Genomic DNA, 16,396 nt, shown 5'->3' with positions numbered 1-16,396 from the left:
CGCGGAGGTAGAGTTTGAATTTCCCACTCCACCGCAAAACTTACCCTACGACGACGACGAACCCTTGGAAAGTCCCCAACATCGCATGGCGATGAACCTACTGATTCGTGCCTGCACCCGCTACCTTTCCCAACAGCAGCGGCGCTTTTACTGCGGGGGAAATATGTTCCTCTACTACGATCGCATTCAAACCCAAACCAAACGTAAAGGGCCCGATTTTTTCGTTGTATTAGATGTAGAATCAGAGTCAGAGCGCGATCGCCTCAGTTGGAAGATATGGGAAGAAGGGGGGCGCTACCCGGATGTCATTATCGAACTCCTTAGCGATAGCACCCGCAACGAAGACCTAGTTAACAAAAAAGCCCTCTACGAGAAAACCTTTCGCCTTCCCGACTACTTCGTCTTCGATCCCCTCAACCCCGATTTCCTGCAAGGGTGGCGACTGGATTTGAGCCGAGGCTACCAAGCCCTAACCCCGAACGATCGCGGTTGGTTGTGGTGCGAATCCCTGGGATTGTGGCTGGGGACCTGGGAAGGAGAGGTGGACGGTAAATCCGCCATCTGGTTGCGATTTTTCGATGGCGACGGCAATCTGGTTCTGTTACCCGAAGAAGCCGAACGGCAACGCGCCGAACGAGAACGGCAACGCGCCGAAACTGCCGAACACCAAGCCGCCACAGCTCAATCCCAAATCGATCGATTGCGGCAGCTCTTGCAGGAACGGGGACTCGATGGCGATGCAAAATAGCAATTCGCACCAAAACCCACCCAGACCCCGTTACCGCCACTTCAGACCCTATCGGGACACCCACTTTACTTCTAATGCCCGATCGGCTTTAGATTGCGATCGCGGTGCTGCCGCCTGCAAAACCTTTTCGAGAACCCCCGGCAGCAGGCGGTTACACCAAACGGCTAGGTGACTTTGCCATCCCACCAAAATTTCCGGGGCATCTTTACGCAGTCCCTCAGCAAGAGCTTTTGCCACTTGTTGGGGTGTCATCGATACCACCCCGCGAAACAATTGCAAGTTCCGCGTCATATCCGTATCGGTGAGGGAAGGCAGCAATGCCATGACGCGGATATTATAGGGGGCGAGTTCGCCGCGCAGGGCTTGGGTAAAGCCGACGATCGCAAACTTAGTTGCAGAATACGTCGCCATGGTGGGGGCGGCAATTTTACCCATGAGGCTGGAAACATTGACGATCGTTCCTTCTCGATGTTTTGCCATCCGTCGGGCAACCAGCCGGGTAATTGTATAGGTTCCCATCAAATTGAGGGTGATTTCTTCGTGTAAATCCGGCAATTTGGCATCCAAAAAAGAGGATTGATGGGCAACTCCGGCACAGTTAATCAGAAGATGAATTTGTCCGTAATCTCGCCATGCTTGAGCGATGGCAACATTGACTTCAACCGGTTGGGTAATATCTAGGGGTAAAATAACCACTTGGATGCCCAATGCCCGAATTTCAGTGGCGAGTTCTGCCAAACGCTGGCGATCGCGAGCAACGAGTAACAAACGTTCGATTCCTTGCTCGGCTAGTTCCAGAACGATCGCTCGTCCGATGCCACGAGAAGCCCCAGTAATGAGGGCGGTTTTTCCTTGAATCTTCATCAAAAAACCTCCATGAATTGGAATTTTTGGCACGTCAATCGATGTCGAAGGTGATAAAATTTCCATCGACGTGCGGTTGCTATTAATTGAGTGAAAGCACGCTGGTGCTGTTTTTTACAACATATTCGCCAACCGACAAAAGGTTCGGAAATGTTTTGAGGGCGGAGAACTTAGATCGACCCGAACGGACATGAGTCGATTGTTGAATAATTTGAAATTTCAACTGGCATTGTTCGCCTCCATTGTTATCGATTGGGTGCGACGATCGATCGAGAACACCAAGCCATCGAAAAACCAACTCACCTATTCCCTAAGATGAACTAAATTTCTTTCACGATTGGCTATCTAGACTTTTGGCTTCCCTTATTGCACCATTTCAATCGGGTTTTCTGGATTTTGAGTTCGCTCGCTCGATCTTTTCTTCAAACTGAGGGGTTTGATTGTTCCGATGAAATTTCCTCTCCGTTCCGATCGGCGATCGCAGACAAAAAGACGACCTTCATTTACATCACCAAGCGATTCGATCGTTTGGGACAACATCGTTCGTTAGCTCTCGAATGAATGGCTTGCAAAGTCAGTAACATTCATGTCCAGCATAGATGATACTTCTCCTAAAATACAATCGTCGATTTGTGCGAACTACACACAGCCTAACAACCCTGTCTAGGATTTGCAATATTTTTTAATAAATACTGCTTAACATTTCTTAATGATAAGAAAAGAGATTTTTAATAAAGTTAATTTAAAAGACGGTAAATTAAGACAAAAGTCAACCTGACTCATACAAGAGATTTCCGTTTCAGCTAATTCCGAACTGGCGTTATCTCCCTAGAGGCTGATGTCCGATCGTCTTTGAAGTGGCCGGTCTACAAACTAGTACTCCACCACACTGATGCGCGACAGGTAGGGGTAGCGCCCCTGTGCCTACCCCGGTCGGATGGGGTAACCGGGCGCGGGATTACCCCTACAAAATTACCCATCAAAACTAGTACCCCACCACACAACACCAAAGCGACCCAAACCATGTTAATGAAAGCGAAGATCGAGCAATCCCGGTGGCGGATCGATTTCTATGCGGTCGTTTTCCAAATCGATGACCGGTACGATGTCCCAGACGAAGGGGATTAAAACCGTATCTAATGGGGCTTTTTTCTTTTTCGATCGCCGTTTCTTGCGCCCTGGCTTAGATGAGGAATTCTCAGCATCATGACTCTCCAAATTCTCATCTTCGGGAGATTGCCTTGCCATCAGTTCGACATCAAGCTTGACTTGCAATAAATCGTGTCCTGCCGTCATCACATCCACCACTGTTCCCAAACGAGTTCCCGTTTGCCGATGGAATACCATCAATCCCACGATATCGAGGACGTGATACTCATCTTCATCGAGTTCGAGGCGATCGTCTTGGGGAACCAGAAGTAGCGCACCTCGAAACGCATCGGCAGCTTCGCGGGTTTCCACTCCAGCGAGGGTAATGACGTATAGCTTTTTCCCCGGAATCTCCCGTCCGTTTAATAATTCAACCTTTTCGGGTTCTTGAGTACTGTGACGCTGCAACCAACGAGTTCCCGGTTCGAGAAAGCGTTCGGGAAAATCGGAATTCGGATAAACTCTCAACTGACCGCGCAATCCTTGGGGAGAGACGATCTTGCCAATTTGCAACCATGACGTGGATGGAGATTCTTCGTCTGTCATTTGGGTATTCCTCAGAATATAGTGAACCCTCTCAGACAAAAAAATACCCCACTTTGGGGGTGGGGGACGTACTGAGTTCAGTTGTTACTTCTAATAGTAGATGGATTGGATTCTATTTCACCTCACCCGATCGGGGGATTTTGATGTCATTCGATGGAGGGATACAGGTCCGGCGAGCAGAGATCGACTCGTTGAGGTGGCAAATTCCGAATAAATCGGTACAATGGAACCGTCAGATCGAGCTGCGACATTGGTGACTGCCAATAGTGTTTTTAGATCTACAATCATCCTGTATATGGGAACCACAAATGCTCAAGGTGGCAGTAAACCGGGCAAGTACCCGGAAACTTAAAGCTAGAGCCAAGGTACCCACTTGAATATATGCAGGTCAAAAACTGAGGTAAAACGGTGTTGCGGTCAGTCTTACAAAAATTGCCTCCTTTGTCTGCGGATAGAGGAGGCTTTAACGTGAGATCGAACGGCTAAAATGGGTTGCGATCGCTCCCTTCTCGACGTAGGATAAAAAGTCTGACAAACAATTTAATTTTTCGTCTCCCACCCGGTTATCTCTCCCGCGCCTCCTATGCGCGAGTTGTCCCTGGCGACGCACGACCCAAAGGAACGACGAATAACCGAAGATCGCACGAAAACGGTAATACTCATGGCAAAACGCATTCAATTACTTTTAAACGAAGATGTCCGCAAACTGGGCAAATCGGGAGAAATCGTAGAAGTTGCTCCGGGATACGCGCGCAACTACCTAATCCCCAAAAGCCTTGCCATCCGCACGACCCCCGGTATCCTCAAGTTGGTCGAACGCCGCAAGCAAAAAGAAATCGAACGCTTGGCAACCATCGAGCAGGAAGCCGTCTCTCGGAAGCAGGCTCTCGAAACCATCGGTCGCTTTACCATTAGAAAGCAGGTGGGTGAAGGGGATGCGATTTTCGGTACCGTGACCGATCGCGAAGTGGTCGAAGCCATTCAAGAATCAACAAACCAGGAAATCGATCGACGCGGCGTAACCTTACCCGAAATTAGCCAAATCGGTTTCTACAAGGCTCAGGTGAAGCTGCACGCCAATGTCACCGCCGAAATCGAAATTCACGTTGCACCGTTGTAATCGACCGTCTTAATTTGGGGGAAGGTCCGATCTCCCCCTAAATGCGATCGATATCTCTCAATCCCTCGCGCAGCTTCCATTTCTCTAGGAAAGTTCAGATCTGCGATCCCAAGACCGCCGAGTGCGGTCTACAATTTTGTATATCCCGAGGAGATAGACCGTATTGAATCGGTCCCTTTGGGTAATCGCATCGATCGAGCGTGGAGATGACAAGCCAGATATGGTTCGAGAACTTAACTTTCAAGCCTATACCGATCGCCTTCCACCTCAGAATATTGAGGCGGAAGAGTCGATCCTCGGCGGTATCCTGCTCGATCCCGAAGCCATTAATCGGGTCTCGGAGGTTTTGAATGCGGATGCATTCTACATCAGCGCTCACCGGGAAATCTATAAAGCGACCAAGTCCCTCCACGATCTCGGGGCACCGACGGATTTGATTAGCGTCACCGCTTGGCTGCGCGATCGCGAACTTCTCGAAAAAATTGGCGGGCAGAGCAAATTGGCTCAGCTCGTCGATCGCACGGTTTCAGCAGTGAATATCGATCGCTACGCTGCCTTGGTGATGGATAAATACCTGCGCCGCCAACTGATTCAAGCGGGTAACGAGATTCACCAACTCGGCTACGAGTCGGCCACCAAACTTGAAACCGTTCTCGATCGCGCCGAACAAAAAGTCTTTGGCATTACCCAAAAGCGTCCCAAGCAAGATTTAATCGCCATTGAAAATACCTTGGTGCAAACGTTTCAAGAAATTGAAATTCGCAATGAAGGTCAGGTGGCACCGGGATTGAACTCGGATTTCTACGATCTCGATGCGATGACTGGAGGATTCCAGCGATCGGACTTGATTATTATTGCCGGTCGACCTTCTATGGGTAAAACGGCGATCGCCCTCAATGTTGCCCACCGAATTGCCGCCAACTATCGAATGCCCGTGGCGGTATTTAGTTTGGAAATGTCCAAGGAACAACTCGTCCAGCGATTGCTCGCTGCCGAAGCGGGGATCGAAAGCAATCGCTTGCGCGCCGGGCGCATCAGTCAAAATGAATGGGAACCCTTGAGTCGCGCCATCGGCTCTTTATCGGAATTGCCGATCTATATTGACGATACGGCCAATATTACCGTCACGGAGATGCGATCGAAAACCCGTCGTCTCAAATCCGATTGCGGTGGAGAATTAGGGGCGATCGTCCTCGATTATTTGCAGTTGATGGATGGAGATGGCAGCGATAACCGCGTTCAGGAACTTTCCCGGATTACCCGCGCCCTTAAAGGAATGGCACGGGAACTGAGCGTTCCGGTTATTGCCCTGTCTCAGCTCAGTCGAGGGGTGGAAGCCCGCAACAACAAACGCCCGATGCTTTCGGATTTGCGAGAAAGCGGCTCGATCGAACAAGATGCGGATTTGGTGTTAATGGTCTATCGCGATGAGTATTACAACCCCGACACTCCCGATCGCGGTGTCACCGAACTGATCGTCACCAAACATCGGAACGGGCCGACAGGAGTTGTTAAGCTGCTTTTCGATCCCCAGTACACCCGCTTCCGCAATATGGCCAATTCCAATCGCCGCTAAGTCTCATCTGTCTCCAATGACCTATAACCCAACACCCCAACACCCCAACCTTACCGGGGTATGTTTTCTAAATTCCGGTCAATGCGAGCTGGAAACGCTGCTGCCGGGACGGCAAAACCCTTAAATTCTCATTCGATTCAAACCCGAGATCGCCAAGGATTGAGAAAAGCATTCCTTTGTCAAAAACATCTCCGTTCGGTTTCCAACTTATATATATTGATTGCAAACACTTGACATTTCCCCCCTCAAACAAGTAAAAAAATTAAGCTGCCCATTGTTGCGTAAAAAAACAACAGTTGGCCCTGTGGTGCGTAGAGTTCCACCAAAGAACCACGCCATCTACACCCGATGCCCAACCTCAATCGAACAAAGAGGATGCCTCAATCTCTCAAAACAACCATTCTAGTCATTGGTGGCGCAGAAGATAAAGTTCACGGAAGGGAAATATTACAAACGTTCTTCAATCGTTCCGGCGGAAAAGATGGGCGAATTGCCATTATCCCCTCCGCCTCGCGCGAACCCGTCGCGATCGGGGATCGATATCGCTACATTTTTGAAGACATGGGCGCGAAAGCCGTCCAAGTGCTAGATATCCGCGATCGCTCTCAGGGTGAAGATCCCATTTGGCAGACCTACCTCGAAGGCTGCACCGGGGTATTCATGACTGGAGGCGACCAACTGCGCCTGTGCGGTTTGCTTGCGGACACGCCATTAATGGAAAAAATCTTGCTCCAAGTCCAACTCGGTCAGATTACCCTGGCCGGAACCAGTGCGGGAGCAGCCGTCATGGGCCATCACATGATCGCTGGCGGCGGCAGCGGAGAATCTCCCAATCGCTCCTTAGTCGATCTGACGACGGGACTGGGAATTCTGCCCCAGCTGATTGTCGATCAGCACTTCAACAATCGCAATCGCATCGCCCGTTTGCTCAGCGCGATCGCCTGCCATCCCGATCGGCTCGGCATGGGGGTCGATGAAGACACCTGCGCCATGTACGAAGGAGATGGGACGATTCAAGTTCTCGGCAAAGGAAACGTCACGATTATCGATCCTGGGGAACTTTCCCATACCAACGAACCCTACGTCAGTGCTAGCGATCCCCTAAGCTTGTTTGGCTTGCAGGTTCACATCCTCACCCACGGAGATCGCTACAACCTCAATACTCGCAATATCGTACCCCCGGAAGAACGAGTGGCCGTGTAGGAAACTGACGGACGCTTTGGGCTTGCCAGATGGGGTTAGAGCATCAAATCCTAACATCGCCGACCAGTTCGCCCATGCCTTTCACCCCGAAAATTTTAGAGTTTAGATGCCCTTCCCCTTTCTCCTCGACATTTTACCCTCACCCACAAAGCTTTCTTTTCTCCACTTTCTCCAACCAACGTCAGACCCCCGTAACATTTTTCAAATGGTATTGGGTGTTCGCTACGAACAGTTTGGGAGCGGCGATCGGTCTGACACTAATTTAATAACGTTTCGGTGCGACTTAATTTCCCCAACCCTTGAATCTCTCTAGAGAATCGCAATCGGACGCTGAAAAGGCTTTCTCAGGGCGATCCGACAACAAGGGCTTCAATTAAGTCGCACCCCGCGTTAATGCTTCTATTGCTTCCGTTCAATTCTCAGATACCATTATGAAAATACTCAAAATCCAGACCTTACGCGGCCCCAATTATTGGAGTATTAGACGCCACAAATCGATCGTCATGCGTCTGGACTTAGAGGATTTAGCAGATAAGCCCTCCGATCGCATTCCCGGTTTTTACGAAGGGTTGCTCGAAACGCTACCGAGTTTGGTCGAGCATTTTTGCTCCCCCGGTTGTCGCGGTGGCTTCCTCAGCCGCGTCCGCGAAGGGACGATGATGGGTCATATTGTCGAGCACGTTGCCCTCGAGCTTCAGGAACTCGCCCGGATGCCCGTGGGGTTCGGGCGCACGCGGGAAACGGGAACCCCCGGCATCTACAACGTCGTCTTCGAGTACACCGACGAACGGGCGGGGCGCTACGCCGCCAGGGCGGCCGTCCGTTTGTGTCAGAGCATCGTCGATACCGGAAAATATCCCCCATCCGAACTCGAACAGGATTTGTCGGATTTGCGAGATTTGCGAGATGAATCCGCCCTCGGACCGAGTACGGACACCCTGCTTCAAGAAGCCGAAGCCCGTGACATTCCCTGGAGCGAATCCGCCGCTCGATCGATGATTCATTTAGGTTACGGGGTCAACCAAAAGCGCATCCAAGCCACCTTAAGCGACTTCAGCAGCATCCTGGCCGTGGAACTCGCCTGCGATAAAGAAGGAACCAAGCGCGTTCTCGAAAATGCCAGCATCCCCGTACCTCGGGGGACGGTAATTCATTATCTCGACGAACTTGAAGGCGCTATTGAAGAGGTGGGAGGTTATCCCATCGTGATCAAACCCCTCGACGGCAATCACGGTCGAGGCATCACCATCGATATCAACTCTTGGAAAGATGCCCAAAATGCTTACGATGTCGCCAGCGTTGAGTCGAAAACCAAATCGACGATCGTCGAGCGCTACTATCGAGGTCAAGACCATCGAGTTCTCGTCGTCAATGGGAAAGTGGTGGCTGTGGCCGAACGCGTTCCGGCACATGTCGTGGGAGATGGAAACTCAACCATCTCCGAACTGATCGAGCAAACCAACCGCGATCCCCGTCGGGGAGAAGGACACGATAATATTCTCACCCGTCTGAGAATCGATCGCATCAGCATCGGCCGCTTAGAGCGCCAAGGCTACACCGTCGATAGCATCTTGGGTGAAGGGGAAATCTGTTATCTGCGGGCAACGGCAAACCTGAGTACGGGGGGGATTTCGGTCGATCGCACCGATGACATCCACCCCGAAAATATTTGGCTGGCCCAGCGCGCTGCTCGTACGATTGGCTTAGACATCGCCGGGATCGATGTGGTCACCACCGATATTTCTCGACCGTTGAAGGAAACCGATGGCGTGATTGTAGAAGTCAATGCCGCACCGGGATTTCGGATGCACACCCACCCCAGCCAGGGAAAAGCGCGCAACGTTGCCGGCCCGGTGATGGATATGTTGTTTCCCGCTGAAAGTAACGGTCGCATCCCGATCGTTGCCATTACCGGCACGAATGGTAAAACCACGACCACCCGACTGGTGGCTCACATCTTCAGACAGACAGAGAAAACCATCGGCTACACCACCACCGATGGGACTTATATCGGCGATTACCTCGCCGAAGCTGGAGATAACACCGGTCCCCAAAGTGCGAAACTGATTCTTCAAGATCCAACGGTAGAAGTTGCCGTACTCGAAACCGCGCGGGGTGGCATTCTTCGATCGGGTCTGGCTTTTGCCGAGTGCGATGTGGGAGTTGTTTTAAACGTTGCGGCCGATCACCTCGGTTTGGGAGATATCAACACCATCGAGCAGATGGCTCACGTCAAAGCCGTTGTTGCTGAAACTGTCTCTTCCGATGGCGTAGCCGTGCTCAATGCCGACGATCCCCTGGTGGCAGATATGGCCGAACGGGTGCGCGGCAAAATTGCGTATTTTTCCATGAATCCCAATAACGAGCGGGTTAAAGAACATATTCTCGCGGGAGGATTAGCAGCCATTTATGAAGAGGGTTATCTATCGCTGGTCACTCGCGATTCCACCCTTCGAATTGCCAAAGCCCAGGATGTACCCCTCACTCTTAAGGGAATGGCTCCTTTTATGATTGCCAACGCCCTCGCCGCGAGCCTCGCCGCCTATGCTGGAGGAGTTTCCCTCGAGCATATTCAAGAGGCACTCTCCACCTTCAAAGCTTCCTCCGAACAAACTCCCGGACGGATGAATTTATTCGATCTTGGGGACTATCACGCCTTGGTGGACTACGCCCACAATGCAGCGAGTTACAAAGCGTTGGGGGATTTCGTTCGCAATTGGCCCGGCGAGCGGGTTGGCATCATTGGCGGGCCCGGAGATCGCCGCGATGAAGACTTTATCGAATTAGGTAGACTCGCGGCAGACATTTTCGATCGGATTCTTGTCAAAGAAGATGACGATACCCGAGGTCGTCCCCGAGGAGACGCAGCGGACTTAATTTCTAAGGGAATTGGGCAAATCGATACGAGTTGCCGTTACGAATCAATTCTCGACGAAAGAAAGGCGATTGAAACGGGACTCGATGAAGCCGTCAAGGGCAGTTTGGTGGTAATTTTACCCGAAAGTGTCAATCGGGCGATCAATATAATTAAGAAGCGAGAACCTATCGGCGATCGAGGTTGAAGTCAGATTTGCGATCGGTTGTGGGTTCCCCCGTTCATTTCATCCACTCGGTTATGGTTCCTCCGGTTATATCACCCGATCGCTCTGCCGCCTTTGCAAGCGATTCTCCCACCATCATCAAGCTCGATAATATTTCCAAAATTTACGGCACGGGCAATACGGAAGTGCGCGCCCTCGATCGCGTCAGCTTGCGAATCGACCGAGGGGCGTACTGCTCGATTATGGGTCCCTCCGGTTCGGGAAAATCTACGGCGATGAACGTCATTGGCTGTCTCGATCGCCCCACCACCGGTCATTATTACTTAGATGGGGTAGATGTGGCGCGGGTATCCGATGCGGAACTGGCTAATATTCGCAATCAGAAGCTGGGGTTCGTCTTCCAGCAATTTCACCTCCTGCCCCAGCTTACAGCACTCGAAAATGTGATGCTGCCGATGGTGTACGCTGGCATTCCCAACGGCGAACGGCGGGAACGAGCAACCATTGCCCTGACGCGGGTGGGTTTGGAAAGCCGCCTGCACAATCGACCCAATCAGCTCTCGGGGGGACAGCAACAGCGAGTTGCGATCGCTCGGGCGATCGTCAACCGTCCGGTGTTGTTACTCGCCGACGAACCCACCGGGGCTTTGGATACCCAAACCACCCAGGAGGTGATGGAGATTTTCACCGAGTTAAATAATAGTGGGATTACCATTGTAATGGTGACTCACGAACCGGAAGTGGCTCGCCTGACTCAACGTATTGTCTGGTTTCGCGACGGTTGCGTCATTCACGAGCGTCTCACCCCGGAAGACTTGCACCAAGCCGTTGGATCGTAATATTTTCCTTGTCTTACTTCCCTCACTTGTTTTAGGGAAGTAAGACAAGGAAAGGGGAGAAGCTTGCAGGCGATCGTACTTATCGCAGCTTGCGAAAACATTGACACCACTCAGAGTTGACCGAAAAAAGGTGAAAAGCCTTAGGGGCTGTAGGAGTCGTTCCCCCGTACGGTGGTGTCAACTGTCTGTAATTGTTAGTTTGTCAAACCGCAATAGTCGCTCGTGCAACCCGAGTTCGGAGGGTCTCCCCCAATCCCTCCCGTCCGATTAAGATTTCTGTAGCAACGAGGATAAATTATCGAGCAGCGCAGCATTTTGTTCTGGCGTACCGATGGTAATTCGTAATTTATCTGCCAGCCGAGATTGTTGAAAATATCGTACCAAAATGCCCCGTTCTTTTAGCTGTTGATACAGCCATTCGGCACGGACAGATGCAGGCACTCGAACCAGTAAAAAGTTTGCCTGAGACGGCCAAATTTCAAAGCCAAATTCGTTGAGGGCAGTGACCATTTCACTGCGAGATTTTTTCACTTTTTCAGCATTCTCGTCTTTGTACTCTCGGTCTAAAATTGCTGCTGCACCCACCGCACAGGCAACTGCATCGACGTTATAGCTATCTTTGACTTTAATTAATCCCGATAACAGCGTTGGGTTGGCAACTCCAAACCCCAGTCGCAACCCAGCCAAAGAATATCCCTTAGAAAGAGTTCTCAACACGATAACATTCTCGTAGCGTTTCACCAGGTCCAACGCGCTGGTTTCGGCAAAATCCACGTAAGCTTCATCAATCACCACAACTCCAGTCACCTGAGAGGCAAGTTTGTCGAGCAATTCTACGGGAATTTCCGTTCCCGAGGGACTGTTGGGCGAGGCGATAAAGGTAACGGCACCTCCAGCAGCAACCAGCGCCTCGACAGGTAGAGTATAGTCTTCGGGGTAGGGCACTTCCACCACGTCTGCCGCCTGAATTTGAGCTAACGTCCGATATAAAACGTAGGTGGGCATCGGATACGCGACACTTCGTCCCGGTTCGGTGCAAGCCCGAATAATCATCGTCAACAAATCGTCGCTGCCGTTGCCCACTAAAATCCAGTCCGCCGGAACTCCCAGTACCTGACTTGCGGCTTGACGAAACTCCCGTGCCATGGGGTGGGGGTAGCGTCGCAGCAACTCGCCAGGGATCTCTTGGAGCACCTTCAGGGCTTTGGGAGAAGGGGGATAGGGATTTTCGTTCGTGTTGAGCTTGATGACGGGAACTTTCGAGGCGGGTTGCTCGCCGGGAACGTAAGGAGATAAAGCATCAATGGAGGGGCGAAAGTAAGTGGTCATGTAACTATTAAAGATTTCGACGGGAATCTCATCTTATCAAATCTCTTTATCGAATTTTGGAGATCGCGCAATTTTAAACGATCGATTTTCAGGTGTTAAAATTAACACCTGAAAAAACAAATATCATCTCGTCAAAAACTTAAATTTAAGTTTTTGACGAGATAAACTTTTGACCATTTCTTTATTAATCTAAAAGTCTTAAAATTTTTGATTTATAAAAGTTAAATATACTTTCAGTCAATCTCTCATTGCCGTTAACCAATCTTCAACTCTTCAACAATTGAGTTGCTCGTTCGATTTCAAACTACAGGGAATTCCAACCGGTGCGGCAGACTCCTTAGCCAAGCTCGCTTCTACACACCAGCAAAAAAACGTCCCCTTTCTATGTTGAAAAAGGGGCGTTTGACATGAATAGATTTAGCTCGTCTAAAATATTGTTAGACCGCAGCCAATGCCGGTTCTGATGCCGGACGCTTGCTATTGCGAATACCGGAAATGGCTTCCGCGTAGTCCGGTGCTTTGAAGACTGCCGAACCCGCAACGATCGCATTGGCTCCAGCTTCTAGGACTTGCCAGGTATTATTGACTTTCAAGCCACCATCGACTTCGATCCAAGGATCGAGTCCGCGTTCGTCGCACATTTGGCGTAATGCGCGGATTTTGGGTACGACTCCGGGAATGAAGCTTTGACCGCCGAAACCGGGGTTAACGCTCATAATTAAGATTAAGTCGCATAATTCTAGAACGTAATCTATCAGTTCTAAGGGCGTACCGGGGTTGAGAACCACACCCGCTTGTTTGCCTAACTCGCGAATTTGACCGAGGGTTCGGTGGAGGTGGGGCGAGGCATTATGCTCGGCGTGAACGGAAATAATATCGGCGCCAGCTTTCGCAAAATCCTCGACGTACTTTTCCGGTTCTACAATCATTAAGTGAACGTCGAGGGGCTTTTGAGTGACCGGGCGAATGGCTTGAACGATTAACGGTCCGATGGTGATGTTGGGAACGAAACGACCATCCATAACATCGACGTGAATCCAGTCAGCACCGGCGCGATCGACGGCCTGAATTTCTTCTCCCAAGCGGCTGAAGTCGGCTGAAAGAATGGATGGAGAAATAACGGTTTGTTTTTGTGATGCGGTCATATTGGTGTTCTCCCCGGTCTCCTATGGCATATATTTTTATAAAATTTTAACAAATTTTGTATCGCAATACTCTTATTTACAATATTAAGTTGCAATCTAATTCGAGTTCGATCTCTTGTCCTGTGGAGAGCGATGATATCAAATCCAGTTAAATTACCGTAGTTCGGGGTGAGAATCTGGGGAAGAAAGTGACTCGTGGGATTTGTGCGCTTATGGTCGATTATCCGGATGTGGTATGACTTGACGATCGCGTCCCTCGATAAAATTCCGGGTCTTACATTCGGTTGAATCACCCGACTTGCGGTGTGGAGCGATAAAAACGCCCAAACCTGGAGATAGGTTTGGGCGTGTAAGAGTAAAGCAAAAGCAATTGAGTTCGAGAAAAGGCTTCTATATAGCTTCTATATGAAGTGACCCCTAAGTTTTCTCTAGGATCGGAAGCCCGAAAAAACACAAACGCTAGAATCAAAAAGCAGAATGAAGCATTAAGCCAAGTTTTTCTCAATCCTCCATTCTTCGAGACCGATGCGAGATCTAAATTTCTGGGGTAGATCGAGGCGCTTGTCTTTGAGCTGATTTACCTGTGGATCGAGTTCCTGTTTTTTGTTTGAAGGAAGCCAGGAAAATTCGGGTTTGCTCCGCTGCAATATCACGACCCCCCAAACCGAAGGCCAGGGCGATGGCAACGGCGATCGCGCCGAGCAATAAGCCGAAGGCCAAGTTAACGATATCCGGGGCAACACCGATGCTCTGAAGCGCCATGGCGGCAACAAAGATGATAATCGTCACCCGAGTGGCCTGACCCAATAACTGGGACTGAGAGCTACCGGAACTCGCAATCAAACTGTAGGCGAAGTTAGCCAAGTACAAACCGATCGCGAATACGGTCAGTCCGACGAGAATCCGTCCCAAAATGACCAACAGACCGGAGACGATGACACTGAGAGCTTCAAATTGGAGCGCTTCGACAGCAGCGATCAGACCGAGGAGAATCACACCGACCCAAGCGATGATGCCGACGAATTCTGATGGCGTACGAGATTGAAGCGTTGTTGTGTCTTCATCGAGCGCAGTCGGTCGAGCAGAAGTTTCGGAAAGGCTCGATAACCCCAAAACCGAAGGAAGACTATTGAAGCCGAGGCTCGTCAGAATACTGGTGACAAAATCGCTGACGAAGCGTCCTATGACGTAGAACACGGCCAGAATAGCACTCGCGGCAAAGAGGCGCGGGATATATTCGAGGACTTGTTCGAGCATCGCGATCGCCGGCTCGGAAATCGCTTCGATTTGCAGGGCGTTCAAAGCGGCGATCGCCGTGGGAATCAGCACCAGTACGTAGACGATCGTACCGGCGATACCCGAGAGAGAGGTATTCCGATCGATCGAACTCAGACCGAATCTAGACCCAAGTCGATCGGCACCCGTCGCCGATAGCAAGTTGGTGACGATCCCTCGGACGATGCGGGCGACAAACCAGCCGATCGCTCCGATAATAAGGGCTTCGAGAACCCGAGGCAGTGCCGACAGAATTTGATCGAGTAGATTCTGAACCGGCCCGAGGGGCCCTTCTAACTCCAAAGTATCGAGAATTGGCGTCAGAAAGAAGAGAAAGATAAACCAATAGACGGCATTGCCCAAGGTTTCGCTGAGGACAAACGGACTCTCTCCTCCACTTTCAGCAGCGAGCCGATCGTCCAAGCGCAACGGTGCTAGCAATCGAATCAGCAGCGTTTTGGCAAGGGTTGCAAGCACCCAAGCCAACCCCAGTAGCAGCAGTGCACCACCCACTTTGGGTAAATATTCAAAGATAGTCTCGAGGAAGCTACCGATGGGTCCGGAGACAAATTGCAGACCTAAGGCATTGAGAAATGCCACCAGCCCAAACAACAAGATAATCCAAAAAACGATCTGCGATGCCCACTGTTCGATGGGATAGTCGGCACCCTGTTGCGAACCAGAAAGCCAACGGGCAATTTTGTTATCGAGATTAGTCCGATCGAGCAACCCTTTGACGAGAGTTGCCGCTAAAAGTGCCCCCAGCCAGAAGGCGACCAGAATGACGATCGCGCCGATTAATCTAGGTATAGCTTCTCCTAAGGTCGATCCGAGATTATTGAAAAAGCTGCTGAAATTGGTTTGAGCGAGTAGCTCGCCGCGATCGGCTCCTAGCCAGTCGGGCATGGATGTGAGATACCGTATATGAGTCATAAGTTGTGCGCGTTGAGGCTCCTAAATCAAAGCAGAATAGGACAAAACGCGCCCTCCGTTGTGTCTTGTTACAAGTAACTGAGTTAGTCTTTAAGTCGTTCAACAAGCGTTTAACAAGTCATCCAACTGGACGGGGAGCAAAGTATTCCAGCCGCACCCAGATTGTTCGTGAAAACAACCCATGCACCCCGAGACTGCCCGAGGGGGCAATACATGGGATTATCTTACAGAAATTGACCCGATCGCGAAAGTATTGCCCGATAACAGTTTTTTGTCAGGGTTCGATCGAACCCCAGTTAGGTCGAACCCGATCCATCCAGCTTTTGCAAGCTGCCGGCCAAAGTCGCGATCGCGCTATCGACAGAGGACGCACCCTCGCTTGTTGCTGAGACGACTAACATCAGCACGGTTCGATCGACTTGGCGCACCAACACCTGACCACTAATGGGCCCAGAACTCCGATTGGCACTGAGGATACCCGTCCACGGCAGCAGAATTTCTCCTGGGGCGACGGGTTGCACCGCACCAGCTTGAAATCCCTCTCCTCGTTGCAAGGTTTCGATGGCGATTTGAGCTAGCGCGTTCAGATTTAAGGGTTCGCTGGTGGTTCTTCGATCGAGAGTGACGC

At 50.7% G+C, this 16,396-nt stretch carries 12 protein-coding genes, 1 other RNA gene and 1 pseudogene; 7 read left to right on the top strand and 7 right to left on the bottom strand.

The features are described 5' to 3' along the window. The coding region (locus tag IQ235_RS03630; protein WP_264320131.1) for a Uma2 family endonuclease at window positions 1-748 on the top strand (748 nt) is incomplete at its 5' end. Window positions 749-796: 48 nt separating this feature from the next. On the opposite strand, the gene IQ235_RS03625 is transcribed toward IQ235_RS03630, so the two are convergent. From IQ235_RS03625 to rimM, 3 genes are all read right to left on the bottom strand, one after another. Next, complete coding sequence (locus tag IQ235_RS03625; protein WP_264320130.1) at window positions 797-1,612, bottom strand: SDR family NAD(P)-dependent oxidoreductase; 816 nt, start codon at window positions 1,610-1,612, stop codon at window positions 797-799. Between the two features lie 363 nt (window positions 1,613-1,975). Next, complete coding sequence (locus IQ235_RS03620) at window positions 1,976-2,152, bottom strand: hypothetical protein (protein WP_264320129.1); 177 nt, start codon at window positions 2,150-2,152, stop codon at window positions 1,976-1,978. A gap of 486 nt (window positions 2,153-2,638) precedes the next feature. Then, window positions 2,639-3,307, bottom strand: a complete 669-nt coding sequence (rimM, locus tag IQ235_RS03615) for a ribosome maturation factor RimM (RefSeq protein WP_264320128.1) — start codon at window positions 3,305-3,307, stop codon at window positions 2,639-2,641. Window positions 3,308-3,543: 236 nt separating this feature from the next. Here rimM and ssrS point away from each other — a divergent pair. From ssrS to IQ235_RS03585, 6 genes are all read left to right on the top strand, one after another. After that, a non-coding RNA gene (gene ssrS / locus IQ235_RS03610) (6S RNA) lies at window positions 3,544-3,731 on the top strand. Between the two features lie 237 nt (window positions 3,732-3,968). Beyond that, complete coding sequence (gene rplI, locus IQ235_RS03605) at window positions 3,969-4,427, top strand: 50S ribosomal protein L9 (protein WP_264320127.1); 459 nt, start codon at window positions 3,969-3,971, stop codon at window positions 4,425-4,427. Window positions 4,428-4,590: 163 nt separating this feature from the next. Next, window positions 4,591-6,003: a replicative DNA helicase gene (gene dnaB / locus IQ235_RS03600; RefSeq protein ID WP_441373241.1), complete on the top strand. Its 1,413-nt coding sequence runs from the start codon at window positions 4,591-4,593 to the stop codon at window positions 6,001-6,003. Between the two features lie 375 nt (window positions 6,004-6,378). Continuing rightward, entirely contained in the window at window positions 6,379-7,206 is an 828-nt protein-coding gene (locus IQ235_RS03595) for a cyanophycinase (protein WP_264320126.1), read from the top strand. 431 nt (window positions 7,207-7,637) lie between these two features. Next, on the top strand, window positions 7,638-10,268 hold the full coding sequence (gene cphA, locus IQ235_RS03590; protein WP_264320125.1) for a cyanophycin synthetase: 2,631 nt from the start codon (window positions 7,638-7,640) through the stop codon (window positions 10,266-10,268). Window positions 10,269-10,321: 53 nt separating this feature from the next. Continuing rightward, window positions 10,322-11,086 (top strand): ABC transporter ATP-binding protein, encoded by a 765-nt coding sequence (locus tag IQ235_RS03585; RefSeq protein WP_264320132.1) that lies wholly within the window; start codon window positions 10,322-10,324, stop codon window positions 11,084-11,086. Window positions 11,087-11,353: 267 nt separating this feature from the next. On the opposite strand, the gene hisC is transcribed toward IQ235_RS03585, so the two are convergent. The 4 genes and pseudogenes from hisC to IQ235_RS03565 all read right to left on the bottom strand — a co-directional run. Beyond that, window positions 11,354-12,415 carry a histidinol-phosphate transaminase gene (gene hisC, locus IQ235_RS03580; RefSeq protein ID WP_264320124.1) on the bottom strand — a complete coding sequence of 354 codons (1,062 nt, stop codon included), beginning with the start codon at window positions 12,413-12,415 and terminating at the stop codon, window positions 11,354-11,356. 437 nt (window positions 12,416-12,852) lie between these two features. Further along, window positions 12,853-13,560: a ribulose-phosphate 3-epimerase gene (gene rpe, locus IQ235_RS03575; protein ID WP_264320123.1), complete on the bottom strand. Its 708-nt coding sequence runs from the start codon at window positions 13,558-13,560 to the stop codon at window positions 12,853-12,855. Between the two features lie 534 nt (window positions 13,561-14,094). Next, the gene (locus tag IQ235_RS03570) at window positions 14,095-15,768 is read right to left on the bottom strand and encodes a mechanosensitive ion channel (RefSeq protein WP_264320122.1); all 1,674 of its coding nucleotides are present in this window, start codon (window positions 15,766-15,768) and stop codon (window positions 14,095-14,097) included. Between the two features lie 296 nt (window positions 15,769-16,064). Next, window positions 16,065-16,396, bottom strand: a pseudogene (locus IQ235_RS03565) (hypothetical protein); the annotation flags it as partial.

Source organism: Zarconia navalis LEGE 11467, from assembly GCF_015207075.1.
GTDB lineage: Bacteria > Cyanobacteriota > Cyanobacteriia > Cyanobacteriales > Geitlerinemataceae > Zarconia > Zarconia navalis.
The sequence above is the reverse complement of the archived record's forward strand: the minus strand, read 5'-3'. Positions and strand labels throughout refer to the sequence as shown.